This window comes from Methyloceanibacter sp. (assembly GCF_051306395.1).
Classification (GTDB): Bacteria; Pseudomonadota; Alphaproteobacteria; order Rhizobiales; family Methyloligellaceae; genus Methyloceanibacter.
The window spans coordinates 1-22,049 of the sequence record NZ_JBPPND010000250.1 but is presented as its reverse complement, the minus strand read 5'-3'; the positions used below and the strand labels follow the sequence as shown (position 1 = coordinate 22,049).

Genomic DNA, 22,049 nt, shown 5'->3' with positions numbered 1-22,049 from the left:
CCGTACAACGGAGGTCCGCATGAAGATCGAAATCAAAAAAATCGGGAATTCGACCGGCCTAATCCTGCCGAAGGAGCTTCTTGCGAAGCTCCAACTCAAGCAGGGTGACAGCTTGTTCGTGACGGAGCTTGCAGAGGGCGGACTTAAGCTTGTCCGGCACGACCCAAACTTCGAGCGCGGCATGGAAGTCGCTCGCAAGGCCATGGGGACCTATCGGAACGCGCTCCGTGAGCTTGCCAAGTGACCGAGCCTATTTGGCTTTCCGTCGATCTTGTCCTCGCCATCCATGACGAACAACTGCGCGAGTTCGGGGGGCCTTCAGGTCTTCGCGACCGGGGGCTGCTGGAATCGGCCCTCGCGCGGCCCCTGAACAAATATGCTTATGGCAACGATGACCTGGCGGCTCTTGCGGCCGCGTATGGTTTTGGGCTCGCTCGGAACCATGCGTTTGTCGATGGTAACAAGCGCATCGCATTCCTCTCCATCATCACCTTTCTCGGTCTCAACGAGATTGAGTTCGTGGTGCCGGAGGCTGAAGCCGTCGTCGTCATGTTGGAGGTGGCCTCGGGCGACATTGACGAGGAAAATTTGACGCGCTGGATTAGAGATAATTGGCCTGAAGGGAGTTAGGCCCAATGTCGCAAGTTTCGCTGGTCCCCATTCTCCTCTGGGTCGCGGCGCTTGTGTGCTGGGGCGTGGCCGTTTTGCGCGGGCCCCGTCCGATCCTCCAGGCGTTCGTCATCGATCGGCTGTTGCGCTACCTATTCATCTTCCCGCTGGGGCTGCTGGGCTTATGGGCCTTTGCCGGCCATGTGTTTTTTCCAGAGCGCGCCGCCGCCGATATCGGCTGGAGCCCGAGCCCGTTCCAGTTCGAAGTGGGCTACGCCAATCTCGGGCTGGGGCTGGCGAGCCTCTATGCCGCTTTCACCACGTTCTATGCGCGTGTGGCGGTCGCCATTGCCGCGTCGTGCTTTTTGATCGGCGCCGGCATCGGGCATGTGCACGACATCGTCACTTACGGCAACCTGACCTCGGGCAATGCCGGACCGATCCTGGTCACCGACTTCCTCACGCCGATGGCGGTGCTGGCGCTCTTGCTGGTCGCCGCCCGGCGCCCACGGCCCATATCGCCCGACACGCTCGCGCTCGAAGCCGAGGCCGAAGTGGCGCGGCGCGCCATGCGCTCCTACCGGGAAGCGCTCAAAAAGTTCGTGAAGGAATGACGCTCTAGTGGCGGGCGAAAACCTCGGTGGTGCCATCCTTCTTCACGAGCAGCACGTCGTAGGGTTCCGTCTTTCCATCCGGCTGCTCCATGCCCGGTGAGCCGATCGGCATGTTGGGCACGGTGAGACCAATGGCATCCGGACGCTCTTCGAGCAGCTTCTTGATGTCGGCGGCGGGGACATGCCCCTAGACGGCGTAGCCGTCGATCAGGCCAGTATGGCACGAGGCGAGCTTCTCCTCGATGCCGGCTTGGCGCCTGATACGGTCGAGCATCGCAGGCGAGGTGTTCTTGGCTTTCACTTCGAAGCCGTTCGCTTCGAGATGCTCCACCCATTTGCCGCAGCAGCCGCAAGTGGGCGACTTCCACACTTCGATTGCAGGGGCGCCGTCCGTCGCGGCGAATGCGGGGGAGGTCACCAGAACGGCGAGGCAAAAGGCAAAGACGGTGCGCAAGACCATGGAGGTTCTCCACATGGGGGGATCGTTGACCGGACTCTACTCGATCAGGGCGATGTCCGCGATCACAGGCCGGTGATCCGAATCGAGCCTCGGACCGACACGGATCGCGATGTTGGCGAAGTGCGCCGTGGTGAAGACATTGTCGATCGGCACCAGCGGCAGAAGCGGCACACTACGCCAGCGCACGGGCCAGGTCGGGTAGAATGTGTTGAGACGGCCGAGCCCGGTCGCCTTGGTGAAGGTCTTCAGCTTGACCGTCCACGGCGCCATGTTGAAATCGCCCGCCACGATCAAGGGCCCGGTCCTCTCCTGCACGAAGGTGGTCAGAGCCACGATGTCGGCCTCTTGCAAATCCGCATAGAAGGGCCGCGCCAGATGCACGCCGGCAAGCTCGACCGGCGTCCCGTTCACGTCGAGCCGCACCCAGCGGATGATGAGCGACATCCAGAACGGCTGGCCGCCGCGGTCGACGCGGCCGTCGGCCACAATCGGATGCTTCGACAGAATAGCGAGCCCGTTATCGCCGACGCGATAGGGATACTGCGCGGCTAGACTCTCGAGGAAGTTTTTGTGATGCCCGCGCACCTCTTCGAGCACCACCGCGTCCGCTTTCGTCTCGGCGAGAAATGCCGCGACCTGGTCCAGATGGTGGTCGTTGCGGCCCCAGAGATTGAAGGTCGCCACGCGCAGGAACCGCGCCGCGCCGTCCGGCGCTTGCGGGGCGGCGCCCGAGAGGCCCGAAAGCAGCAAGGCGAAGGTGACCGCCATGAAGGCGGCGGCGGCGGCGATCAGCGTCCGATTTCGTACGGCGAAGGCAAGCGCCAGCAGCGCGATCCCGCCTACGGCAAGGACGGGGAGGCCGTTATTGACGATGTCGAGGGCCGGATACCAGCGTGCCAGCACGCCGAGCGTGAGCAGGGTTGCGCCGAGAATGAGGCCGGCGATTACGGCCGCCTTCAAAACTTTGAACATTGGTGGAGAACTAACCTTGGCGAAAGGATCGGCATCGTGCGCAGCGCGTTCCTATATGTGGGAAGACTTACCCGGGCATGAAGGGCTTTGCACCTCCCTATGAGCGACACCTCCGAGGGCGACAGCGAGAAAAACAGGTTCAGCGCCCGCGCCAAGCGCTATGGGCGCGTTGGCGCCAATGTGGGCGGGGTCGCCGCGCGCATCGCCGGGCGCCGCCTGTTCGGCCTCGATCCCGAGAAGGATAAGGACGCCGCCGCGCTTGCCGCCGCGCTGGGCGGGCTCAAAGGTCCGATCATGAAGGTGGCGCAGCTTCTCGCCACCATCCCGGAGGCACTTCCGGCCGAGTATGCCGCCGAGCTCGGCCAGCTTCAGAGCCAGGCGCCACCCATGGGCTGGGCCTTCGTGCGCCGGCGCATGGCGGCCGAGCTTGGGCCGGACTGGGAGCCGAAATTCGCGAACTTCGAGCACGCGGCCGCGGCGTCGGCCTCACTCGGTCAGGTTCACCGCGCTGTCGCCCATGACGGGCGCGCGCTCGCGGTGAAGCTGCAATACCCGGACATGCAGTCCGCCGTGGAGGCGGATCTCGCGCAGCTCGGCATGCTGTTCTCCATCCATCGCCGCATGCGGCCCGCGATCGAGACTTCGGAGATGCTGAAAGAGATCTCGGCGCGCTTGCGCGAGGAGCTAGACTACGCGCTCGAGGCCAAACACACGCGGCTTTACGGGCTGATCTTCGCGGACGATTCCATGATCCGCGTGCCCGACGTACTGCCGGAGCTGTCGACCAAGCGGCTGCTCACCATGACCTGGCTCGATGGCCGGCCTCTCCTCGACTACACGGACCGCCCGCTAGAAGAGCGCAATCAAATCGCGCGCGCCATGTTCCGCGCCTGGTGGTTTCCGTTCAGCCAATACGGGGTGATCCACGGCGACCCGCATCTCGGCAACTACACGGTGTTCGAAGACGAGGGAGGCAAGGCGGCCGGCATCAATCTGCTCGACTATGGCTGCATGCGCACCTTCGCGCCGAAATTCATCCAGGGCGTGATCGATCTCTATCATGGACTGCTCAACAACGACCGTGCGTTGATCGTGCACGCTTACGAGACGTGGGGCTTCGACGGGCTCTCCAACGAGTTGATCGACATTCTGAATATCTGGGCGAAGTTCATCTACGGGCCTATGCTCGAGGACCGCGTGCGCACTATCGCCGAATACGTGAAGCCGGGCGCCTATGGCCGCCAGGAGGCCTTCAAGGTGCATCAAGGCTTGCGGGAGAAGGGGCCGGTGACGGTGCCGCGCGAGTTCGTGTTCATGGACCGCGCCGCGATCGGGCTCGGCGGCGTGTTCCTGCATCTCAACGCCGAGCTGAACTTCTACCGCCTGTTCAACGAGGCGATCGCCGGCGCGGACTTGGCCGACGTGACGCGGCGCCAGCACGAGACCTTCGTTAAAACCGGCGTACCGTTACCGGAAGGGGCTGCCAAACAAGGGTTGTGATCGCCGCTCACTTCGCCGAGGATTCGCAAAGAACCTTGCGAATCTATCGAGAGGAGGGGCTGACGATGGATTGGCTCATCAACGACGCGTTGCCGGTGCTGGCGCGGATTTTCATCGTCTGGATTTTCCCGTTCAGCTTTCTCGACAAAGTCATCAACTGGGACAACGCTTTAAAGCAAGCGAAGTCGGGTTGGCTGCCCGGCGGGCCGGTGCTGCTGATTCTGGCGATGGCGGTGGAGCTTTTGACGCCGCCGATGATCGTGTTCGGCTTTTATGACGGCATCGCCGCGTTCATTCTCGCCGGCTATTGTGCCGTCACCGGCATCGTCTATCACAATTTCTGGGCCTATCCGCGCTTCTGGAAACCCGAGAGCGAGGGCTATCCGCATATCTGGGACTTCTTCAAGAACTTCGGTCTCGTCGGCGGATTGATCTACGTGATGTATGCGAGCGGGTTCATTCAGGCGGTGGGCGGCGACATCGGGAAGGTTTCCGCGCTGACGCAGCCAGCAGCCGCCATGATGGGAGTCCAATGACGGTCAATCCCGAGATTTCTTATTGGCATTTGTGGACGGGCGACGATGGAGCCACGCATCAAACCCGCTGCGAGCTGACATCGTTCGCGTGGCAGAGCATGGGGGGCAAGGCGGCGTCCCAATGGAACGACCATCTGCTCTCGGGCGAGACCAATCTTCTCTTCAGCATCCTGCCGGTGGGCTTCAATGGCGACTGGCACGAGAACCCGAAGCCGCAATGGATCTCGGTGTTGTCGGGACGCTGGTTCGTGGAGTCCACGGACGGCACCCGGGTGGAGATGGGGCTCGGCGATCTCGCCTTCGGCGGCGATCAGAACGCCAAGGAAGATGCGCAAGGCCGTGTTGGTCATAAGTCGGGAACGGTCGGCGACGAGCCCTGCTCGCTGATGATCGTGCAGCTCGATCCGGAAAAATGGGCCGGCGCCAAGCCAGGCGCGTTCAAGTAGCGGAAAGCGCAAGGACAATGCGCGCGAAGACAGTGCGCAAGAGGACAGTGCGATGCCCGTGACCCAACTCATCCGCGTGAGCATCACGGTCGCGGACCTGCCGGACGCGTGCGCCTTCTACCGGGATGTCCTGGGGCTCGACGTAGGCCCTGAACAGACGCTTCACGATCCGGCCTGGAACACGCTGCTCGGCCTTGCGCAAGGCACCACCGCGCGCGCGGCCTCGATCAAGCTCAGGGACCATGAGATCAAGCTGGTGGCGTTCGATCCGCCGGGCGCGCCATACCCCACGATGCGAGCCTCGAACGATCAATGGTTCGAGCACGTGGCGCTCGTCACAGGCGACATCACGGCGGTGTGGACGCGGCTCGAACGCGGCAGGCCGGGCATCGTCACCAAGGGCGAGCCGGTGCTCCTTCCGCCCAATACCGGCGGCGTCACCGCCTTCAAGTTCCGCGATCCGGAAGGGCACCCGCTGGAGCTGATCTCTTTTCCCAAAGGTGTCGGCGACCCTCAGTGGCAACGGGGTGGGGCGGGAATTCGCGGCTACGACCACACGGCGATCTCCATCATGGATGTGGACCGCAGCCTCGCCTTCTACCAAGGGCTTCTTGGTTTCAAGATCGGCGGCCGCTCGCTGAACGAGGGGCCCGAGCAGGATCGCCTCGACGGGCTTTCCGGATGCCAGGTGGATGTGGTGCCGCTGCAGCCCACGGCCGCGCCGACGCCCCATTTGGAGCTTTTGCACTATCGGACGCCGCCGGGGCGGACCTCCACGGCGCCGGTGAAGGCCAATGACGTGGCCGCGGCGCGCCAGGTCCACCAAGTGGACGATCTCGATGGCCTGGCGGGGCGGCTTCAGGAAGCGGGCGTCGTCTTCGTCTCGCCGGGGGTCGTAAGCCTGAAGAATGGCGGGAAAGCCGCGGCGATCCGGGACCCTGACGGCCATATGATCGTGCTCTTGGGCTGAGCGAGGGGCCTGGGTGGTACTTTTTGATAGGGCCAGCAATTATTGCGGGACGCGCCGGATTTTGCTATCTCGCGGAGGCGCGCGAAGCCGCCGCCAAGCACAAAGATACGACCGGGGGTAGTTGAATGCATATCGATCCCAAAGAGGGCCATCCCGACATGGACTATGCCGAGCACATGGCCTCTTACAAATTGTTCTGTAAGTTGTCCTTGTGGACGATTGTCATCGCCGTGGCGATCGTGGCGGCCATGGGCTACTTCCTGACCTAGTCCGAGCTCGTGCTCACGGCGAACCACCCGTTCGCTCACCTCGAATCCAGACAACCCACGGAAGGCCATTGGCCGGTTAGCGGGCCAGTGTGTCAGACGGAGCCACGATGATTTCGATTGGCGTGCCCGCAGAAGGCAAGGACGAGCCGCGGATCGGGCTCAGCCCCGAGACGGCGAAGAAGCTGGTCAAGGCCGGGGCCAAGGTCACCGTGCGCTCTGGCGCGGGGCTCAGGTCCCATTTCTCCGATCAGGATTACAAGGAAGCCGGCGCCACCATCGCCAAGACCGACGCGGAGGCCGTCTCGGGCGCCGACGTCGTGTTCACGGTGCGGCGTCCGCCGCTCGCGCTCGCCAAGGCGATGAAGAAAGGCGCGGCGCTGGTCGGCATGCTCGATCCGTTCTCCGACGCCGAAGGGCTCGACGCGCTGGCCAAGACCGGCGTGACATTGTTCGCCATGGAGCTCATGCCGCGCATCACCCGCGCGCAGAGCATGGACGTGCTGTCCTCGCAATCGAACCTCGCCGGCTACAAGGCGGTGGTCGATGCGGCCGCCGCGTTCGAGAGGGCGCTGCCGATGATGATGACGCCCGCGGGCACGGTGCCTGCGGCGAGAGTCTTCATCATGGGCGTCGGCGTCGCGGGGCTTCAGGCGATCGCCACCGCGCGCCGCCTCGGCGGCATCGTCACCGCCACCGATGTGCGTCCCGCCGTGAAGGAGCAGGTGGCGTCGCTCGGCGCCAAGTTCATCGCGGTCGAGGACGAAGAGTTCAAACAGGCGGAGACGGCGGGCGGCTACGCCAAGGAAATGTCCGACGCCTACAAGAAGAAGCAGGCGGAACTGATCGCCGAGCACGTCAAGAACCAGGACATCGTCATCACCACGGCGCTGATCCCCGGGCGCCCCGCGCCGAAGCTCATCTCCAAGGCAATGATCGAGAGCATGCGGCCCGGCTCCATCATCGTGGATCTCGCCGCGGAGCGGGGCGGCAACGCGGAGCTGACCAAGCCGGGCGAGATCGCCGAGCACAAGGGCGTGCGGATCTTCGGCCTGCTCAATCTGCCCGGTCGGGTGCCGGTCAACGCCTCCAGCCTTTATGCGCGCAATCTTCAGGCCTTCATCGATCCGTTCATCGACAAGGATAAGAAGACGCTCGCCATCGATTGGGAAGACGAACTGGCCAAGGGCACCGGCATTGCCCGCGACGGCGCCATCGTCAACGAGACGATCGCCGAGCGCTTAGGTGCGAAGAGCGCCACGCCCGCCCGCGCCGCGGGCACAGCAACGAAAGCCGCACCGGCGAAGTCCAGAACCAATGGCGGGGCGAAGGCTCCGGCCAAGAAGCCGGGAAGCACGCGCCAGCCCAAGGGAGGCAAGACCACATGACGAAGCGGACCCTTTATACGGGCCTCGTCCTGCTCGCGCTGGCCATGCTGTCAGACGCAGGCTGGATGGGTGCGGCCCACGCGGCCGAGGCGGGCGCCGAAGGCGGCCACGACTTTATCTCTCAATTCTCGATCTTCGTGCTTGCCGTGTTCGTCGGCTACTACGTGGTGTGGAGCGTAACGCCTGCGCTGCATACGCCGCTGATGTCGGTGACCAACGCCATCTCGTCCGTGATCGTGGTTGGCGCGCTACTCGCCGTCGCGATCGAGGCGGCCGACGCGGTGGGCTCCTCCGGACACGTCATCGCCAAGGTCTTGGGCCTCGTCGCCTTGGTCCTGGCCAGCGTCAATATCTTCGGTGGCTTCCTCGTCACCCAACGCATGCTGGCGATGTACCGGCGCAAGGATCGCTAACATGTCCGGTGAATTCGTCCCGCTGCTCTATCTCGTCTCCGGCGTCCTGTTCATCCTGGCGCTGCGCGGGCTCTCGTCGCCCGAGACCTCGCGTCAGGGCAACTATATGGGCATGGCCGGCATGGCCATCGCGGTGGTCACCACGCTTGCCGTGGCGCGCCCCGAGACGGGCCTCTCCTGGGCCATGATCGTCGGCGGTATCGCCGTCGGCGGCAGCACCGGCGCCGTCATCGCGCGGCGCATCCCCATGACGGCGATGCCCGAGCTCGTCGCCGCGTTCCATTCGCTGGTCGGTATGGCCGCAGTGCTGGTGGCGGCTGCCGCCTTCTATGCGCCCGAGGCCTTCGGCATCGGTGCGCCGGGCGCCATCCGCGTGGCGAGCCTGATCGAGATGTCGCTCGGTGCGGCCATCGGCGCCATTACCTTCACGGGCTCCGTCATCGCTTTCGCCAAGCTGTCGGGCCGCATGTCGGGTGCGCCGATCATGCTGCCGGCACGGCATCTCATCAACATCGTGCTGGCGGTCTGGCTCGTGACTTGCGTTGCGCTGTTCTGCCAGGAGCAGACGCCGGTCTATTTCTGGGCGATCGTGACGCTGTCGCTGCTGCTCGGCGTGCTGATCATTATTCCCATCGGCGGCGCCGACATGCCTGTCGTCATCTCCATGCTGAACTCTTATTCGGGATGGGCGGCCGCGGGCATCGGCTTCACCCTCGGCAACACGGCGCTGATCGTCACCGGCGCGCTGGTCGGCTCGGCCGGCGCGATCCTGTCCTATATCATGTGCAAGGGCATGAACCGCTCCTTCATCAGCGTCATTCTCGGCGGGTTTGGCGGCGAGACGGCAGGTCCGGCCGCCGGCGGCGAGCAGAAGCCGGTGAAGCTCGGTTCGGCCGAGGATGCCGCCTTCTTGATGAAGAATGCGAGCAGGGTCATCATCGTGCCGGGCTACGGCATGGCGGTGGCGCAAGCCCAGCATGCCTTGCGCGAGATGGCGGAAGGGCTGAAAAACGCCGGCGTCGAGGTCAAGTACGCCATTCACCCGGTGGCGGGCCGCATGCCGGGCCACATGAACGTGCTGCTGGCGGAAGCGAACGTCCCGTACGACGAGGTGTTCGAACTCGAAGACATCAATAGCGAGTTTCCGCAAACCGACGTCGTCTACATCATCGGTGCCAACGACGTGGTGAACCCGGCCGCGGAAGACGATCCGTCCTCGCCGATCTACGGCATGCCCGTGCTGCAGGTCTGGAAAGCCGGCACGGTGCTCTTCAACAAGCGCTCGCTCGCGACCGGCTATGCGGGCATCGACAATCCGGTGTTCTATCGCGACAACACCATGATGGTGCTGGGCGATGCGAAGAAGATGACGGAAGAGATCGCCAAGGCGCTGTAGATTTCTGACAGCGCCAGGCGTTCAAGGGTTCCAGCCGCCGCTGCCATAGGGCTTCGTGATGACCTCCAGCAGATGGCCGTTCAACTCCTCGAAGTAGACTCCGCGACCGCCGTCGTGATGATTGATTTCCCCCTCCTGAGTTTGGCCGGGATCAGCCCAGAACTTTAGCTGCCGCTCGCGGATGCGGCCGAAGATGTCGTCGAACTCGGCTTCGCTGACCAGGAAGGCGTAGTGCTGGCGCTTAATGTCGCCGTCGACGTTCATGTAGTCGAGGTTCACCTCGTTCTCGGTGGCGACGACAGCAAACGGCCCCCAGCTCGCCGGGGCAGGCAGGCCGAGCATCTCGGTCAGGAAGGCCGCCGATGCGTCCTTGTCTCTCGCTGCCAGGATGGTGTGGTTGAGTTGGACCGCCATGACCCCATGATGATTGCCCTCGGCGACGGCAAGAAGATGACGGAAGAGATCGCCAAGGCGCCGGAGTGCGCGCGCGGCAAATCCGCCGCGTGGTTAACAATCTCAAAGTGAACGAAGAATTGCCAAAGTCGGACTGAGAATCGCCTGACTCCGGCTCCAATCAACTCTTACAGCGCACAGGCCCCGATGTTTCGGGCGTGGGTCGTCACCCTCTTGTGGTTATTGACAATCGAGACGGCCTCGCCATTTAGCAGGGAGTTAAACTTCCTGGGGTTGATTTTTCCGCTAAGTTTGCCGACCGAGGCTCTCTAAGACTGCGGCAGAGGCGTCGGCTTCGAATGTTTGCTGGGATGAACGGACCGTTCAACCGTCGTTCATACCGGACGCGTAATCTAGAGGCCGATTAAAAACAAAAAAGCAGAGAGGCATTGCCGGGTCCATGTTGAACCTTCTCCTGTCACTTGTAGGAATCTTCGCGCTGTTTTGCATCGTGGCGCGACTGCTTCACCGTTATTTCGTGTATGTGCCGGATCCGAGACGGGTCTCCCCCAAAGACGCAGGTCTCGCGAACGTCGAGGAGGTCGTGTTCAAGGCGACCGACGGTACGCGGCTCATCGCCTGGTATCGGCCCGCGAAGCCCGGCAAGCCGACGCTTCTCTATTTCCAGGGCAATTACGGCAATGCCGCCGACCGCGCGGGCAAGATCAAGGCCATCGGCGCGGACGGTTATGGCGTGTTCATGCTCAACTACCGGCGCTATGGCGGCTCGGGCGGCCGTCCGACCGAGAAGCGCGTCACCGCGGACGCGGTGAGCGCCTACGACTATCTGCGCGGTCTCGGCGTTGCCCCGCACGACATCGCGTTCTATGGCGAGTCGCTCGGCACTGCGGTTGCTACGCGGCTTTGCTTGCAGCGCGAAGCGCAAGCGCTCGTGCTCGAGGCGCCGTTCACCTCGGTGGTCGATGTCGGTCTGCTGATGTGGCCGCTCCTGCCGTTAAATCTCATCATGGTCGATCAGTACCGCACCATCGATCGAATCGGTCAGGTCAAGGTGCCGCTGTTCATCATCCATGGCGGCCGGGACAATGTCATCCCGCTCGATCAGGCGCGGCGCGTATTGCATGCAGCCAATGAGCCGAAGACGCTCAGCCTGGTGCCGCGGGCCGGTCACAACGATCTGTTCGAGCAGGGCGCCTGGGCGCGCGTGCGTGCGTTCCTTGAAACGCTTCAGGTGGAGCCTGCCGTGGAGAAGCCTGCCGCGCGCGCCGGCCGTCCGGTCGAGCTCGCGGCGGCGGCCGACGCCGACCGCTAGCGGCGCGTTCCAAACGCAACAAAGCCGGGAAGGACATTCCCGGCTTTAGCAGCGCTAAATCTTATGACGTGAAACTTAGCGGCGGCCGCGCGGCTTGGGGGCGATGCCGGCCTCGCGCTGGGCCTTCTTGCGAGCGAGCTTGCGGGCGCGGCGAATGGCCTCGGCCTTCTCGCGGGCACGCTTCTCCGAAGGCTTCTCGTAATAATTACGGAGCTTCATCTCGCGGAAGATGCCCTCGCGCTGCATCTTCTTCTTCAGGGCCCGAAGGGCCTGATCGACATTGTTATCGCGAACGACGACTTGCACGCGTCTTAAATCTCCGAGTTGGCCGTTGGTTTTGGGATAGGAGCGGGGCCAAAAATGACCCTGGCCAGAACCGGCCTGGGTCCCGCATCCGGGGCTGATCTAGCAAAACGGCCGTTGATTGTCCAGACCGGGCGGCAAAGTTCTAGAAAGTTCTAATCCGAGGTCATCGGCTTGACGCGGGTGACATGGCCCATCTTGCGGCCCGGGCGGGCTTCCGCCTTGCCATAGAGGTGCACGGCCGTGCCGGGTTCGGCGGCAAGCCGGGCCCAATCGTCCACTTCGGCGCCGATCAGATTGGTCATCGCCGCGTCGCTGTGGCGGCCCACGTCCCCCAGCGGCCAGCCGCAAATCGCCCGCACGTGGTTCTCGAACTGGCTCACTAGGCAGGCATCGAGGGTCCAGTGCCCGGAATTGTGCACCCGCGGGGCGATCTCATTGACCACCAGATGGGGGGTCTCGCCGCCGCGTTCGAACAGCTCCACGCACAGCACACCCACATGGCCCAAGCTTTGCGCGATTTGGCCTGCGATCCTCCGGGCCTCGTACTCGGTCGTGCCCGAGATCCCGGCCGCGACCCGGCTCGTGGCCAGAATGCCGCCTCGATGCACGTTCTCGACCACGTCGTAGAAGCGCGTTTCGCCGTCTTGGCCGCGCACGGCGACGACCGAGAGCTCGCGCTCGAAGGCGACCATGCCTTCCAGCACCGCGGGGGCTTCGCCGATGGCCTCCCAGGCGGTCTCGGCCTCGCATAGGGTATGGATCGGCACCTGCCCCTTGCCGTCATAGCCGAAGCGCCGCGTCTTGAGCAGGGCAGGGGTCTTCACCCGGGCAAGTCCCTCCTTGAGGTCGCCGAGACTGTCCACGGCGGCGTAGGGCGCGACCGCGATGCCGAGCGCGCTCACGAAGTCTTTCTCGACCAGCCTGTCTTGAGCCACTTCGAAGGATTTCGGCGGCGGATAGACATGCGATTCGCGGCCGGCGATTTCCAAGGCCTTCGCCGGGATATTCTCGAACTCGCAGGTGACGACGCCGACACTCTTGGCAAAGCGCGCAAGCGCCTCAGGGTCGTCATAGGCGCCGACGGTCGTTTCCGCGGCGACGTCGAAGGCCGGGGCGCCGGGCTCGTCATTATAGATGTGAGTCTTGAGGCCCAGCCGGCACGCGGCGACCGAGAGCATGCGGCCGAGCTGGCCGCCGCCTAGAATGCCGATGGTGCTGCCCGGCGGGAGCGGCGCGTTAGCCATCGTCCTCAACCGTCTCGCCGATCGAAGCGGTCTGCTCGGCGCGCCAGGCGGCAAGCCGTGCGGTGAGGCTCTCATCGGCGAGCGCGAGGATGCCGGCGGCGAGTAGGCCGGCATTGGTGGCGCCGGCCTTGCCGATGGCCAGCGTGCCGACGGGCACGCCTGCCGGCATCTGGGCGATGGACAGGAGGCTGTCGAGGCCTTTGAGGGCTTTGCTCTCAATGGGCACGCCGAGCACCGGCAGCTCCGTCATGGAGGCCGTCATGCCGGGTAGATGCGCGGCGCCCCCGGCGCCCGCGATGATCACTTTCAGCCCGCGCTCTCGCGCGCTCGAGGCGTACTCGTAGAGCCGGTTCGGGGTGCGATGGGCCGAGACCACCTTGGTCTCGTAGGGCACGTGCAGCGTGTCGAGCACGTCCGCGGCCGCCTTCAGCGTGGGCCAGTCCGAACGGCTACCCATGATGATGCCGACGGCCGGGTTCGCATCGCTGGTGCTTTCGCTCATGGAAGGGATCTGGCCGGAAAAGGCCGGTTCGAGGAAAGCGCGCGATTATAGGGACGCGCCCTTGCTTGGCAAGGCACGTCTCGGGCTTGTCCCCCTTGCGATTTCTGCGCGATTCGGCTGCCTTAGGGCCTCGATGCCGCCCCACGAGGACCTCATGCCCCAAGACCCGTCCCAAGACCCGCCTGAAGAACCGCCTGCCTCGCCGCCGAGCAGCAAGCTGATGCGGCTCTACCTCCTGCTGATCGTATTTCTGATCGTGCCCATCGCGCTGAGCTACGGATTGAGGCCCGGCAGCACTCTGCCCCAGGTCCTCGACATCACGGTGTCGGGCACGGACCAGACGCATGTGTTCCGGGCGCTGATGTGCCTCTATCTCGGGGCGGCCGTCTTCTGGGCGATTGCCGCCTTCACGCCGTCATGGCAGCGCACGGCGGTCATCTGGGGGATCTTCTTCGCCTTTTCGCTGGCGGTCGGGCGCGTGATCAGCCTGATCGTGGACGGGCGCCCAAGCCTGCTTTTGCTGGTCTATCTGGGACTCGAGATCGCGGGCGGTCTGCTGGGGTTCGGCATTCTCCTGGCCGAGGACCGCAAGGTCAGGCGATGATGTCGGGGAGGAGCTGATCCTCGATCCGGGAGATCTCGTCTCGCAGAAAGAGCTTCTTTTTCTTGAGGCGCTTGAGCTGCAAGGCGTCGGCGCGGCCGGAATGTTCCAGCGCGTTGATGGCGCTGTCCAGGTCCCGGTGCTCCTGCTTGAGCCTGCTCAACACAGCCCGAAGCTCGCGAATCTCCTCGCTTTCCATCGGGCGTCCCCGCTCCATTTCCCGTATCGGGGCGGAGTATCTGGCTGAACGCCGGACGGTGCAAGGGTCTGGACGCGGCATGTTCTTATTGCGCGGGATGCGTGCGGCAGACGCTTTCATCAACACCCAGGCATTAGACAAGGCGCCGGCAATTTGACAGACTACCTGCCGTGACAATTGACTTTGGAGGTTCCGATATGGCGCTAGACGCACACCTCACTGAGTTGTCTCACAGGCACCGCGCGTTGGATCGAAAAATCGAAGAAGAGCAAGGACGGCCAACGGCCAACGAGTTCAAGCTCGCGGAATGGAAGCGTCAAAAACTGCGTCTGAAGGATGAAATGGAGCGGCTGAGACTCGAGCCGCAGCACTAGAGTCGGAGCCGGGCCTCGGGTCCCGAGGCCGTCTCGGACCAAAGAAAAATTTTGGACGCCCGGCTTCCGGGCGTGACGGAAGGGTTTTTATGGCCGCAATGAGAGGTGCAAAACCTCCCGCGGCCATTGTCATTTGCGGGCATTGTTGTCATTTGCGGGCATTGTCGTTTTGAAATCCTGATTGTGGGATCGTGATCTGCGCTTGCGCCGCTTACCGTTGACCTGAATCAGTGCGGGCGCCGGCGCATGCGCTACGAGACTTTGCTGGTTCAAGGGATGAGGGAGATCGCGGAATGCAGGTTTGCGCGCGCTGGGCGATCACGGTGTTAGGCTTGCTCGCAGGCGGGCTCTTGTCGCCGGCGGTTGCCGCGGACAAGGGGCTCACCGACAAGGGCGAGGTGCTTATCCGGGAGAATTGCTCAAGGTGTCACGCAGTGGGCGTGACGGGCGACAGCCCTAATCCGGACGCGCCGCCCTTCCGCACGCTGTCCAGCAAATATCCGGTCGAGGATTTGGCCGAATCGCTTGCAGAAGGCATCGTCTCCGGCCATCCGGAGATGCCGATCTTCGTGTTCAAGCCGCACGAGATTGACGCCATAATCGCCTATCTGGAGTCGATCCAGACGCCCATGGCGCCCGCGCCTGGCGAAACGCCGAACGGCTAGCGCGCCCGCCCCTCAGACATCCGCGGCGCCTTCCGGCCACATCAGCCAGTCGCGCGCTTCTTCGATCTGATCCGGCGCGAAGTGCTCGACCTCGCATTCCATGAAGGGCGAGACGAGGCTCGACCAGAGATTATGGATCTCCGGATTTGCCACCACGGCAATGCGGCTGAAATCCTTGAGGTGCCGGAAGCTGAACTTGATGTCGTGCCACAGGGCGACGGCATCCATGCCTTCGAAGTCCTTGACCTCTTCGAGCACGCGCACCCGGCCGTGGCGCGCGATGAACGCCTCGAGCTTTTGCGCGACGCGATCGAACTCCTCGGTCGAGACGCGGCCGCTGAGGCTGATCTCGACGGCTTGGGCGTTGTCGTGCTCGGTATAGGACAGCATGGGACGCTGGGTCCTTACGGTTGGTTTCGCGCGGGCATCTTAGCCGTCGATGCGAGACGCTGCCCAGGGCTTCGGCGCGTAACCACCGATACCAGTGGTGCTTTCCACAGAGGGTTGCGCCCGCCTTCAAGTTCACGGAAAATTAGGCCTAACGCGACGAGAATGCCGGCCTAAAGACACGCTATTGCCGCCTTTTCTCAGCCTAATGGCGTCCTCGATCAGGAGACCCGACGATCAAAAAGCTGATCTTTTCCCTCGTGGCCGTCTGCGCGATCGCCTTGGGCGCGGTGTGGATGGTTTTGAGCCCGACGCCGATCGACAAGCCGAAGACGGAGGCGCAGGTCAAGCGTTCGCTCGCCTACGAGCAGGCGATTTCCCAGCCGCGCGAAGACGACACCGATGAGAAGGACGCCGGGAAGAAGGACATTCCGGACTTCGAGACGGTGACGGAAGAGGCCGCGCCCGCGCCCAAGAGCGCAGGCGGCCCGCCGGCGATTCAAGACATTCCGTCCGACGGTGATGCCGGCGCGGGACAAGATTTCGCGTCGCTCCCTGACGAGAGCGCGGACGCACAAGACCCCGCGGCCGTTCCGCCCCTGCCGGGCGAGCCGGGCGCCGATCAATGGGCGACGGACGGCGCCGAGCAATGGAGCGACGAGCGCCAACCCTCCGATCCTTATGCAGAACAGGGCGATCCTTACGGTCCGCCGCCGGGCGATAACTATGCCCGCCAGGACGACCCGTACGGGCCGCCACCCGGCGACCCGTATCGGGAAGACGATCCCTACGATCCCTATGCCGCGCAGGGCGATCCGTATGCCCAGGAGCCTTACGGACAGCCTCAAGGCGATCCCTATGCGCAAGATCCCTACGGACCGCCACCGCAGTCATGGAACGGGCAGGGGCAGGCCCAGGGGGCCGATCAGAACGAGCAATGGGTGCAGGTGATCATCTCAGGCTCGCCCATGCGTTCCACCGCCTCGGAAGAGGCGCCCATGCTGTTCGCCTTTCCGTATGGCCGCAGCCTGAAAGTCGTGTCGCGCTCTGAGGGGTGGGTCGAGGTGACCGATCCGAAGAGCGCCGCCACGGGCTGGATGCAGGCTCATGCGCTTGGGCCCTTCGCCGCTCCCGGGCAGCAGCCCTACGGCCAGACCGAAGCCTATTACGACGAGCAGCCCCGGGAACGCCCCGGTCTGTTCCGCCGCGGCGCCTTCGGCGACATGATCAACCGCGCGTTCGGCGGCGGGAACTGATCGCGCTCCGGCGTTAGGTCGCAAAGGCACCAAGTAGAGCGCTTGTGAATCCCGCTCCTCCTTTGCCCACTTTTCAGGGTTGGGCGTAGCTGGTATTCAACGATTCGATGCAGCGCCAGGAGCGGCCCATGGCACAAGAGGATAAGGCTCGCGGACTGATCGGCGAAGCGGCCTTCGAGGTTCCGGATCCTGGGGCCTCCGATTCGAAATGGTTCCTGTCGGGGATCGGCTTGGGCCTACTCTGTATCTATCTCGTGGCTTTGAACTTTGAAACATGGGGGCGGCTCGAAGCGGTCTGCGAGGTCGCCATGAGCCAGGACGCCTTGTCACTTTGCCTGCAGTACGGCGCGCGTTGACGGCGGCGGCGGTGATCTTCCTTCCAAGCCGCTTCGGGCGGCGTACTGGTAGACCTCAGGCTTCGCGTTTCACGCCGAGCGATACCACCAGCAGCGTGCAGTCCTGGCCGCTTGGATTTCCCCAGGCATGGCGTGCGCCCGTCTGGATCAACGCGTCCCCCGCCTTCAACGGCGTCGTCTCCCCGCTGTCGAGCTTCAACACGCACGCGCCGCTTACAACGTAGAGGAGATCGATCGTGTCGGTGGTGTGCCAACCCGGGTGCTTGGGGTCCATGACATCCATCAGGCCGGGCAATAGTTTCTCGGTCTCGGCCAAGGCCGCCGCTTGGTCGATCCCCGGCGGAGGAGACGCGCCGTCCGGCGGGATCACGATAAACTCAAAGCGGTATCCACCATCCGTCGGAAACCAAGTGCGGAACGCGGGCTCCGCCCCGTCGTTCGGCAATGTTGGCATGCTGTCCGCCCCCCAGACGCTGTAGAACCTGGCGCCCGGCATCAACGGGCTCTCGATCGGCGCGACCTGCTCATCGCTGACGATGACCGAACCCCCGTCGGGTGCCTGTCCCGTGGCGACGCGGCGGATTGAGCGCCCTTGTGTATCCTTGCTCATTCGAGTCACGTGCTCCTTTGCCTTTCCTGAGCGGCGCGGCCGCTATAGCGCGTTGTTTCTCCTGCCAAAATCAAGGTTCCCGCCATGATCTCCGTCCGGCGGGCGGAACATGAAGGCGGGTATCCTCGTTTTCCTACCAAGGGAGGGAAGAAAAAGGAGAACGATGATGGCGAAGCTTCTGAAGATTGTAGCCGTTGCGAGTACCGCCGTCGTGGCGGGAGGCGTCGCGCTTGCGAACGTCAACCTCAGCGACGAGACGCAATCGGTGGCGCGCCAAGACAGTTCCGTAATTCTGGCCCTGGCGCCCCCGCAGCGCACGCTCACCACCGAGCCCGCCGTGGACCCTGCCGTAGACCTCGTGCCGTCCCTGCCGAAGACCCCACCGCTGCCTCAGCGCACGCCGGCCGTTCCCACCATCGACATAGCGAGCGACGAGGCGCCGGATCGGTTCGATGAGATGGCCGTTGCGGCGGAACCCGCCCTGGTGCGCTCCGGACCGTCCGATGCCGCGCCGATGCTCTATGCCTTCCCGCCAGGACGGAAGATGCGCGTGATGGAGAGGCAGGACGGCTACGCCGCGGTGCAAGACGTCAGAAGCGGCGCGCGCGGCTGGATCAAGACGGAGGCGCTCGCCTCGGACATGATGACGGCTGCGACCGAGGACAAATCCTCCAGGCCCGTGCATCACGCCGAGGCCGAGATTAAGACGCCGGAGCCTGTCACCGGGATTCCCAATCGCGACACGCGTCAGAGCCCGATGCTTCTCGGTGGCGATGGCCCTGAGCCCGTCGCGGCCCGCACGCATGACAGTGTGAATTTTGCGAGTTTCGTGCGCCGCGGCTTCGGCCAATAGTCGCCGGCGCTACGCAGGCGGCGCGGCATTTTCCGTTAGGCGATCCTGATCGGGATGTTCGGCGGCCTCGCCATGAGCGGCGTGACCGTTACCCGCAACTGCCGCCTTGCCGTTGCCGTTGGCTTTCGTCGTGAGCGCCGGCTGGCCATTGCCGCTGCCTTTCGGCTTCACGCCGGCGACGCGCAGCTCTCGCTCCACGGCGACGCGGGCCGCTTCGTTCTGGGTGTAGAGCCCCATATGCTCGGCATCCTCGTCGGCGACGGGAGTCAGCGCCTCGTCCTTGTAGAACTTTGCGGCCGGATCAGACTGCACCTTTTTGACGAGGCGGCTCAGATGATGCCACCGCTTACCGGCCAGAAACAGCTTACGGGCGATATCCGCCGCATATTTTGAATAGAACACGATGGGGTTCTCGATCGGCAGGCCGGAGCGACGGTCGCGCCGGTGCTTCATCCGAAAGATTCCCCATTGCAGGGGATGCACGCCCTCGGTCGGCACCGCGCCCGAGAACCAGAACAGCACGGTCTTAAGAGACTTCAGACTGATGCCCGTCGCATGGGCGCGGCGGATGATCGTCTCCAAGTGCTCGTCGGTATAATAGATGCCCCAAGCGGTCTGGTAGGCGTGTTCCCACTCTTCCTTGCTCATTTTTGGGTGAGCGGTGCATACGTGCTCGACGTCGTATTTGTTCATGTCGGGGTCCATCCAGACCCCTTTTTCATAGAGGATCTTATGGTCCTCCGAGCCGGGCAGCGGGGTGAGAATGAAAAACTCCAGCACGTCGAGCGGCAGCTCGTGCTTGATGATCTCAAGGTCCTGGCGAATGGACTCGGGCGTGTCGTTGGGGAAGCCGAGGATGTAGCCCGCATAGGTCATGATGCCGACGCGCTTCCAGTCGAGCAGCATCTTGCGGTACTCGGTAATCTTGTTCTGCCGCTTCTTGGCAGCGATCAAGTTTTCCGGGTTGATGTTCTCGAGCCCGATGAATACGCGGGTAACGCCCGCGCGCTTCGATTTGTCGATGAAGTTCGGGATCTTGTGGCAGAGCGTGTCGACCTGGATGCAGAAGCGGATGTCCATGCCGTCCACTTCGCGCAGCTTGATGATGCGGTCGTAGATCGCCTCCCAATCGCTGTTGCGCGCGAAATTGTCGTCGGTGATGAAGAACCGGTTCACGCCCTGCGCATAGTTCATGCGCAGAATCTGCTCGACGCTATCGGGCGTGCGATAGCGCGACTTGCGGCCCTGCACATTGATGATGGTGCAGAACGAGCACTGGAACGGGCAGCCGCGGCCGGCGTCGAAGCTCGTCGTATTGCCAATTGTGCGAGTGACGAAGTCGTAGGGCAGGAAGGGCGGCGAGGGGACGGAGCCGATATCCGGCAAATGCTTCATGTGATCGTAGAGAGGCTTCAACTCTCCGCGCGCGGCGTCGATGATCACCTCGTCGAGGCCTTCTTCAGCCTCGCCGGCGTAAATGCAAATCCCGAGATCTTGCGCGAGCTTGATGTCCGACTGCGTGTCCTTCAGCATGGCGAGGCAGCCTGACACGTGGAAGCCGCCGATCAAGACTTGGATGCCGGCCTCTCGGAACGGCCGCGCGATGTCGACGGCCCGGGGAAACTCGTTCGACTGCGCGCCGACAATCCCGACCAGGCCGAGGCCGCCGTTCTTTTGGATGTGGCGCACGATCTCGCGGGGTTTCACCCTGGTGTTGGTCTCGTCCATGGCGTGGACGTCAATAGGAAGATCGGGCCCGAGAAGGTTCCGCTCGGCGGCGCCGAGGGCGAGGCCGTAGACGGCGGCCAGCGAGTTCGACGGCATGGTGGAGCGTACCCACTGCACCACGTAGCCGTCTTTGTCGTAGTGAGACGGTTTGATCAGGATGAATTGGAATCGCGGCCTGTCCGCCCGTGTTCGCTTGGTCATCCCTCGGTCCCCTGAAGAGGCGTTCCCCGCGCATCCTGGGGAACTTTTTTTGCCGTTCGGCCAGCCGCCTCTTAAAGATGGACGCTCCGGCTTTGCGCGCCCCAACCCCCTGATTACAACCGGTCAGGCGCCCGCGCGGACGGTTATTGCGCTGCGCCTTAAGACGTTAACTGACTCAAACACATATCGTGGCGGCGGTCCAACGGATTAGGTTTGCCGGGGGCTCGAGGCGGGGATTTGGCCCGATTCCTGGAGTTTGCTGAAATCCGCGATGTCTTTCGCCAGGAAGTAGTTCAACATCGTCCGGATCACCGCGATGACGGCCAGCTTCCAGATGTCCTCCCAAGTGGGGGCGACGGCCGTGTGCACGATGTCGGCGGCGAGCGCGAACTCGAGCGCCAGCAAAATCCAAGTAGCGAATTTGAGCCAGATCTCCCGCCCGCGCAGCTCGTCCGCGGTGCCGGAGAAGATCGCGATGACGACGGCGACGATCGCCTGGCCGGCGCCGAGCGCGACGACGACCACCGCACCCACCTCGATGGTGAGCGCGATATAATTCGCGACGACGTTGAAGCTGTCCTCGATCGGAATGGCGCCTCTCCCCTTGCAGACGCCGCAGAGACTAAGCCGATTCGGCTTTCGCCGGAATTGCCGGGGGACGAAGAGGCTAGAGTTCGCCGGTGAGGAACTGCGCCCGGCCGAGGCCGAAGGACCAATCCTCGTCCGTGTTCTCGACGATCGAGACCATCACGTCCGACGGCGCGATGCCGCAAGAGCGCCTGAGCTCCTCGCAGAGCAGCCGGTAGAAGTCTTCCTTCTGTTTTCGCGTTCGGGGGCGGCTGGTGACATGTAGGACCACGACCTTGTCGGTGCGCGGAATGCCGAGCCCGGTATCCTCGACGATCATGTGCCCGGGCTCATGCTCATGGACGAGCTGATAGCGGTCGCGTTCGGGCACCTTGAAGGCTTCGAGCATGGCGCGGTGCGCCGCATCGAGCAGCGCCTTCAACTCCGCGCCGGTGCGGCCTTCGATCAGATCAAAGCGGAGCAGCGGCATCTAATGAACGTCCTTGGCGATTTCGCGCAGCTTGAATTTCTGGATCTTGCCGGTGGAGGTCCTGGGCAGGTCGACGAAGACCACGTGGCGGGGGCATTTGTAACGCGCGAGCTTCTCGCGGCACCAGGCGATGATCTCCTCCGCCGTGGCGCTCTGCCCTGGCTTGAGCTCAACGAAGGCGCACGGCGTCTCGCCCCATTTGTCGTCGGGCTTGGCGACGACGGCGGCGGAGGAGACCGCCGGATGCTTGTAGAGCACGTCCTCGACCTCGATCGATGAGATGTTCTCGCCGCCCGAGATGATGATGTCCTTGGAGCGGTCCTTGAGCTGGACGAAACCGTCCGTGTGCTGAACGCCGAGATCGCCGGAATGGAACCAGCCGCCCTTGAAGGACTCGATCGTCGCCTTGGGGTT

At 63.7% G+C, this 22,049-nt stretch carries 31 protein-coding genes and 1 pseudogene; 18 read left to right on the top strand and 14 right to left on the bottom strand.

Annotated features, from left to right (window positions below; all coding sequences use genetic code 11):
* Positions 1 to 19 precede the first annotated feature (19 nt).
* The 3 genes from ACSLE4_RS13450 to ACSLE4_RS13440 are packed head-to-tail and all read left to right on the top strand — an operon-like array spanning position 20 to position 1,223.
* Positions 20 to 244, top strand: coding sequence for an AbrB/MazE/SpoVT family DNA-binding domain-containing protein (locus tag ACSLE4_RS13450; RefSeq protein WP_435904947.1), 225 nt, complete (start codon positions 20 to 22; stop codon positions 242 to 244).
* Positions 241 to 630 carry a type II toxin-antitoxin system death-on-curing family toxin gene (locus tag ACSLE4_RS13445; RefSeq protein ID WP_435904946.1) on the top strand — a complete coding sequence of 130 codons (390 nt, stop codon included), beginning with the start codon at positions 241 to 243 and terminating at the stop codon, positions 628 to 630. The genes ACSLE4_RS13450 and ACSLE4_RS13445 overlap by 4 nt, the downstream gene beginning before the upstream one ends.
* 5 nt (positions 631 to 635) lie before the next feature.
* On the top strand, positions 636 to 1,223 hold the full coding sequence (locus ACSLE4_RS13440) for a DUF6790 family protein (protein WP_435904945.1): 588 nt from the start codon (positions 636 to 638) through the stop codon (positions 1,221 to 1,223).
* A 4-nt stretch (positions 1,224 to 1,227) separates the two neighbouring features.
* Here the strand turns inward: ACSLE4_RS13440 and ACSLE4_RS13435 are convergent.
* The 3 genes and pseudogenes from ACSLE4_RS13435 to ACSLE4_RS13425 all read right to left on the bottom strand — a co-directional run.
* Positions 1,228 to 1,398: pseudogene (locus ACSLE4_RS13435) on the bottom strand (DUF411 domain-containing protein); the annotation flags it as partial.
* 12 nt (positions 1,399 to 1,410) lie between these two features.
* Positions 1,411 to 1,698 (bottom strand): hypothetical protein, encoded by a 288-nt coding sequence (locus tag ACSLE4_RS13430; protein WP_435904944.1) that lies wholly within the window; start codon positions 1,696 to 1,698, stop codon positions 1,411 to 1,413.
* 21 nt (positions 1,699 to 1,719) lie between these two features.
* Entirely contained in the window at positions 1,720 to 2,655 is a 936-nt protein-coding gene (locus ACSLE4_RS13425) for an endonuclease/exonuclease/phosphatase family protein (protein WP_435904943.1), read from the bottom strand.
* Positions 2,656 to 2,754: 99 nt separating this feature from the next.
* Between ACSLE4_RS13425 and ACSLE4_RS13420 the strand changes: the two genes are divergently transcribed.
* The 8 genes from ACSLE4_RS13420 to ACSLE4_RS13385 all read left to right on the top strand — a co-directional run bounded on the left by ACSLE4_RS13420 (position 2,755) and on the right by ACSLE4_RS13385 (position 9,570).
* Positions 2,755 to 4,155: an ABC1 kinase family protein gene (locus ACSLE4_RS13420; RefSeq protein WP_435904942.1), complete on the top strand. Its 1,401-nt coding sequence runs from the start codon at positions 2,755 to 2,757 to the stop codon at positions 4,153 to 4,155.
* A 65-nt stretch (positions 4,156 to 4,220) separates the two neighbouring features.
* A complete protein-coding gene (locus ACSLE4_RS13415) occupies positions 4,221 to 4,691 on the top strand; it encodes a DoxX family protein (protein WP_435904941.1) in 471 nt (156 codons plus the stop codon).
* Positions 4,688 to 5,137 (top strand): cupin domain-containing protein, encoded by a 450-nt coding sequence (locus ACSLE4_RS13410; RefSeq protein ID WP_435904940.1) that lies wholly within the window; start codon positions 4,688 to 4,690, stop codon positions 5,135 to 5,137. Before ACSLE4_RS13415 ends, ACSLE4_RS13410 begins: the two co-directional genes overlap by 4 nt.
* 52 nt (positions 5,138 to 5,189) lie before the next feature.
* A complete protein-coding gene (locus ACSLE4_RS13405) occupies positions 5,190 to 6,107 on the top strand; it encodes a VOC family protein (RefSeq protein ID WP_435904939.1) in 918 nt (305 codons plus the stop codon).
* A gap of 125 nt (positions 6,108 to 6,232) precedes the next feature.
* Positions 6,233 to 6,376, top strand: a complete 144-nt coding sequence (locus tag ACSLE4_RS13400; protein WP_435904938.1) for an aa3-type cytochrome c oxidase subunit IV — start codon at positions 6,233 to 6,235, stop codon at positions 6,374 to 6,376.
* 107 nt (positions 6,377 to 6,483) lie between these two features.
* Positions 6,484 to 7,761 (top strand): Re/Si-specific NAD(P)(+) transhydrogenase subunit alpha, encoded by a 1,278-nt coding sequence (locus ACSLE4_RS13395; protein ID WP_435904937.1) that lies wholly within the window; start codon positions 6,484 to 6,486, stop codon positions 7,759 to 7,761.
* Between the two features lie 44 nt (positions 7,762 to 7,805).
* Positions 7,806 to 8,174, top strand: coding sequence for a proton-translocating transhydrogenase family protein (locus tag ACSLE4_RS13390; protein ID WP_435904956.1), 369 nt, complete (start codon positions 7,806 to 7,808; stop codon positions 8,172 to 8,174).
* A 1-nt stretch (position 8,175) separates the two neighbouring features.
* Positions 8,176 to 9,570: an NAD(P)(+) transhydrogenase (Re/Si-specific) subunit beta gene (locus ACSLE4_RS13385; RefSeq protein ID WP_435904936.1), complete on the top strand. Its 1,395-nt coding sequence runs from the start codon at positions 8,176 to 8,178 to the stop codon at positions 9,568 to 9,570.
* A 21-nt stretch (positions 9,571 to 9,591) separates the two neighbouring features.
* On the opposite strand, the gene ACSLE4_RS13380 is transcribed toward ACSLE4_RS13385, so the two are convergent.
* The gene (locus ACSLE4_RS13380; protein ID WP_435904935.1) at positions 9,592 to 9,984 is read right to left on the bottom strand and encodes a VOC family protein; all 393 of its coding nucleotides are present in this window, start codon (positions 9,982 to 9,984) and stop codon (positions 9,592 to 9,594) included.
* 439 nt (positions 9,985 to 10,423) lie between these two features.
* On the opposite strand from ACSLE4_RS13380, the gene ACSLE4_RS13375 reads away from it, so the two are divergent.
* Entirely contained in the window at positions 10,424 to 11,296 is an 873-nt protein-coding gene (locus tag ACSLE4_RS13375) for an alpha/beta hydrolase (protein ID WP_435904934.1), read from the top strand.
* A 75-nt stretch (positions 11,297 to 11,371) separates the two neighbouring features.
* Here the strand turns inward: ACSLE4_RS13375 and rpsU are convergent, their stop codons facing one another.
* The 3 genes from rpsU to purE all read right to left on the bottom strand — a co-directional run bounded on the left by rpsU (position 11,372) and on the right by purE (position 13,348).
* Positions 11,372 to 11,602 (bottom strand): 30S ribosomal protein S21, encoded by a 231-nt coding sequence (rpsU, locus tag ACSLE4_RS13370; protein ID WP_435904933.1) that lies wholly within the window; start codon positions 11,600 to 11,602, stop codon positions 11,372 to 11,374.
* A gap of 152 nt (positions 11,603 to 11,754) precedes the next feature.
* Positions 11,755 to 12,846: a 5-(carboxyamino)imidazole ribonucleotide synthase gene (locus ACSLE4_RS13365; RefSeq protein ID WP_435904932.1), complete on the bottom strand. Its 1,092-nt coding sequence runs from the start codon at positions 12,844 to 12,846 to the stop codon at positions 11,755 to 11,757.
* Positions 12,839 to 13,348, bottom strand: a complete 510-nt coding sequence (purE, locus tag ACSLE4_RS13360) for a 5-(carboxyamino)imidazole ribonucleotide mutase (protein WP_435904931.1) — start codon at positions 13,346 to 13,348, stop codon at positions 12,839 to 12,841. The genes ACSLE4_RS13365 and purE overlap by 8 nt, the downstream gene beginning before the upstream one ends.
* 133 nt (positions 13,349 to 13,481) lie before the next feature.
* Between purE and ACSLE4_RS13355 the strand changes: the two genes are divergently transcribed.
* The gene (locus tag ACSLE4_RS13355; RefSeq protein ID WP_435904930.1) at positions 13,482 to 13,952 is read left to right on the top strand and encodes a DUF4345 domain-containing protein; all 471 of its coding nucleotides are present in this window, start codon (positions 13,482 to 13,484) and stop codon (positions 13,950 to 13,952) included.
* Here ACSLE4_RS13355 and ACSLE4_RS13350 read toward each other — a convergent pair.
* Positions 13,942 to 14,148 carry a YdcH family protein gene (locus tag ACSLE4_RS13350; protein WP_435904929.1) on the bottom strand — a complete coding sequence of 69 codons (207 nt, stop codon included), beginning with the start codon at positions 14,146 to 14,148 and terminating at the stop codon, positions 13,942 to 13,944. The genes ACSLE4_RS13355 and ACSLE4_RS13350 overlap by 11 nt on opposite strands.
* 197 nt (positions 14,149 to 14,345) lie before the next feature.
* Here ACSLE4_RS13350 and ACSLE4_RS13345 point away from each other — a divergent pair, with 197 nt between their 5' ends.
* On the top strand, positions 14,346 to 14,522 hold the full coding sequence (locus ACSLE4_RS13345; RefSeq protein ID WP_435904928.1) for a YdcH family protein: 177 nt from the start codon (positions 14,346 to 14,348) through the stop codon (positions 14,520 to 14,522).
* 293 nt (positions 14,523 to 14,815) lie between these two features.
* Positions 14,816 to 15,187, top strand: coding sequence for a c-type cytochrome (locus tag ACSLE4_RS13340; RefSeq protein ID WP_435904927.1), 372 nt, complete (start codon positions 14,816 to 14,818; stop codon positions 15,185 to 15,187).
* Positions 15,188 to 15,199: 12 nt separating this feature from the next.
* On the opposite strand, the gene ACSLE4_RS13335 is transcribed toward ACSLE4_RS13340, so the two are convergent.
* Positions 15,200 to 15,577, bottom strand: a complete 378-nt coding sequence (locus ACSLE4_RS13335) for an STAS/SEC14 domain-containing protein (protein WP_435904926.1) — start codon at positions 15,575 to 15,577, stop codon at positions 15,200 to 15,202.
* Positions 15,578 to 15,834: 257 nt separating this feature from the next.
* Here ACSLE4_RS13335 and ACSLE4_RS13330 point away from each other — a divergent pair, with 257 nt between their 5' ends.
* Both ACSLE4_RS13330 and ACSLE4_RS13325 read left to right on the top strand, forming a co-directional pair.
* Positions 15,835 to 16,830 carry an SH3 domain-containing protein gene (locus tag ACSLE4_RS13330; RefSeq protein WP_435904925.1) on the top strand — a complete coding sequence of 332 codons (996 nt, stop codon included), beginning with the start codon at positions 15,835 to 15,837 and terminating at the stop codon, positions 16,828 to 16,830.
* 128 nt (positions 16,831 to 16,958) lie between these two features.
* Entirely contained in the window at positions 16,959 to 17,186 is a 228-nt protein-coding gene (locus tag ACSLE4_RS13325) for a hypothetical protein (protein WP_435904924.1), read from the top strand.
* Between the two features lie 55 nt (positions 17,187 to 17,241).
* On the opposite strand, the gene ACSLE4_RS13320 is transcribed toward ACSLE4_RS13325, so the two are convergent.
* Entirely contained in the window at positions 17,242 to 17,796 is a 555-nt protein-coding gene (locus ACSLE4_RS13320; protein ID WP_435904923.1) for a cupin domain-containing protein, read from the bottom strand.
* 166 nt (positions 17,797 to 17,962) lie between these two features.
* Between ACSLE4_RS13320 and ACSLE4_RS13315 the strand changes: the two genes are divergently transcribed.
* Positions 17,963 to 18,649, top strand: a complete 687-nt coding sequence (locus ACSLE4_RS13315; RefSeq protein ID WP_435904922.1) for a hypothetical protein — start codon at positions 17,963 to 17,965, stop codon at positions 18,647 to 18,649.
* A 9-nt stretch (positions 18,650 to 18,658) separates the two neighbouring features.
* Here the strand turns inward: ACSLE4_RS13315 and ACSLE4_RS13310 are convergent, their stop codons facing one another.
* The 4 genes from ACSLE4_RS13310 to ACSLE4_RS13295 form a co-directional block, all read right to left on the bottom strand.
* A complete protein-coding gene (locus tag ACSLE4_RS13310) occupies positions 18,659 to 20,578 on the bottom strand; it encodes a B12-binding domain-containing radical SAM protein (protein ID WP_435904921.1) in 1,920 nt (639 codons plus the stop codon).
* 207 nt (positions 20,579 to 20,785) lie between these two features.
* Positions 20,786 to 21,103, bottom strand: coding sequence for a DUF1622 domain-containing protein (locus ACSLE4_RS13305; protein WP_435904920.1), 318 nt, complete (start codon positions 21,101 to 21,103; stop codon positions 20,786 to 20,788).
* A gap of 142 nt (positions 21,104 to 21,245) precedes the next feature.
* Complete coding sequence (locus tag ACSLE4_RS13300; RefSeq protein ID WP_435904919.1) at positions 21,246 to 21,635, bottom strand: tautomerase family protein; 390 nt, start codon at positions 21,633 to 21,635, stop codon at positions 21,246 to 21,248.
* On the bottom strand, positions 21,636 to 22,049 hold a 414-nt coding region (locus ACSLE4_RS13295; protein ID WP_435904918.1), incomplete at its 5' end, for an AMP-binding enzyme.

What these genes read in the sequence shown, in the direction of transcription:
- ACSLE4_RS13340 (WP_435904927.1), top strand. Translation starts at nt 14,816, where the DNA reads ATGCAGGTTTGCGCGCGCTGGGCGATCACGGTGTTAGGCTTGCTCGCA.
- ACSLE4_RS13365 (WP_435904932.1), bottom strand. Translation starts at nt 12,846, where the DNA reads ATGGCTAACGCGCCGCTCCCGCCGGGCAGCACCATCGGCATTCTAGGC.
- ACSLE4_RS13300 (WP_435904919.1), bottom strand. Translation starts at nt 21,635, where the DNA reads ATGCCGCTGCTCCGCTTTGATCTGATCGAAGGCCGCACCGGCGCGGAG.
- ACSLE4_RS13385 (WP_435904936.1), top strand. Translation starts at nt 8,176, where the DNA reads ATGTCCGGTGAATTCGTCCCGCTGCTCTATCTCGTCTCCGGCGTCCTG.
- ACSLE4_RS13355 (WP_435904930.1), top strand. Translation starts at nt 13,482, where the DNA reads ATGCCGCCCCACGAGGACCTCATGCCCCAAGACCCGTCCCAAGACCCG.
- ACSLE4_RS13405 (WP_435904939.1), top strand. Translation starts at nt 5,190, where the DNA reads ATGCCCGTGACCCAACTCATCCGCGTGAGCATCACGGTCGCGGACCTG.
- ACSLE4_RS13400 (WP_435904938.1), top strand. Translation starts at nt 6,233, where the DNA reads ATGCATATCGATCCCAAAGAGGGCCATCCCGACATGGACTATGCCGAG.
- ACSLE4_RS13345 (WP_435904928.1), top strand. Translation starts at nt 14,346, where the DNA reads ATGGCGCTAGACGCACACCTCACTGAGTTGTCTCACAGGCACCGCGCG.
- ACSLE4_RS13335 (WP_435904926.1), bottom strand. Translation starts at nt 15,577, where the DNA reads ATGCTGTCCTATACCGAGCACGACAACGCCCAAGCCGTCGAGATCAGC.
- ACSLE4_RS13380 (WP_435904935.1), bottom strand. Translation starts at nt 9,984, where the DNA reads ATGGCGGTCCAACTCAACCACACCATCCTGGCAGCGAGAGACAAGGAC.
- ACSLE4_RS13430 (WP_435904944.1), bottom strand. Translation starts at nt 1,698, where the DNA reads ATGTGGAGAACCTCCATGGTCTTGCGCACCGTCTTTGCCTTTTGCCTC.
- ACSLE4_RS13450 (WP_435904947.1), top strand. Translation starts at nt 20, where the DNA reads ATGAAGATCGAAATCAAAAAAATCGGGAATTCGACCGGCCTAATCCTG.
- ACSLE4_RS13315 (WP_435904922.1), top strand. Translation starts at nt 17,963, where the DNA reads ATGGCGAAGCTTCTGAAGATTGTAGCCGTTGCGAGTACCGCCGTCGTG.
- ACSLE4_RS13325 (WP_435904924.1), top strand. Translation starts at nt 16,959, where the DNA reads ATGGCACAAGAGGATAAGGCTCGCGGACTGATCGGCGAAGCGGCCTTC.
- ACSLE4_RS13390 (WP_435904956.1), top strand. Translation starts at nt 7,806, where the DNA reads ATGCTGTCAGACGCAGGCTGGATGGGTGCGGCCCACGCGGCCGAGGCG.
- ACSLE4_RS13425 (WP_435904943.1), bottom strand. Translation starts at nt 2,655, where the DNA reads ATGTTCAAAGTTTTGAAGGCGGCCGTAATCGCCGGCCTCATTCTCGGC.
- ACSLE4_RS13375 (WP_435904934.1), top strand. Translation starts at nt 10,424, where the DNA reads ATGTTGAACCTTCTCCTGTCACTTGTAGGAATCTTCGCGCTGTTTTGC.
- ACSLE4_RS13420 (WP_435904942.1), top strand. Translation starts at nt 2,755, where the DNA reads ATGAGCGACACCTCCGAGGGCGACAGCGAGAAAAACAGGTTCAGCGCC.
- ACSLE4_RS13395 (WP_435904937.1), top strand. Translation starts at nt 6,484, where the DNA reads ATGATTTCGATTGGCGTGCCCGCAGAAGGCAAGGACGAGCCGCGGATC.
- ACSLE4_RS13415 (WP_435904941.1), top strand. Translation starts at nt 4,221, where the DNA reads ATGGATTGGCTCATCAACGACGCGTTGCCGGTGCTGGCGCGGATTTTC.
- ACSLE4_RS13350 (WP_435904929.1), bottom strand. Translation starts at nt 14,148, where the DNA reads ATGGAAAGCGAGGAGATTCGCGAGCTTCGGGCTGTGTTGAGCAGGCTC.
- ACSLE4_RS13310 (WP_435904921.1), bottom strand. Translation starts at nt 20,578, where the DNA reads ATGACCAAGCGAACACGGGCGGACAGGCCGCGATTCCAATTCATCCTG.
- ACSLE4_RS13320 (WP_435904923.1), bottom strand. Translation starts at nt 17,796, where the DNA reads ATGAGCAAGGATACACAAGGGCGCTCAATCCGCCGCGTCGCCACGGGA.
- purE (WP_435904931.1), bottom strand. Translation starts at nt 13,348, where the DNA reads ATGAGCGAAAGCACCAGCGATGCGAACCCGGCCGTCGGCATCATCATG.
- ACSLE4_RS13440 (WP_435904945.1), top strand. Translation starts at nt 636, where the DNA reads ATGTCGCAAGTTTCGCTGGTCCCCATTCTCCTCTGGGTCGCGGCGCTT.
- ACSLE4_RS13410 (WP_435904940.1), top strand. Translation starts at nt 4,688, where the DNA reads ATGACGGTCAATCCCGAGATTTCTTATTGGCATTTGTGGACGGGCGAC.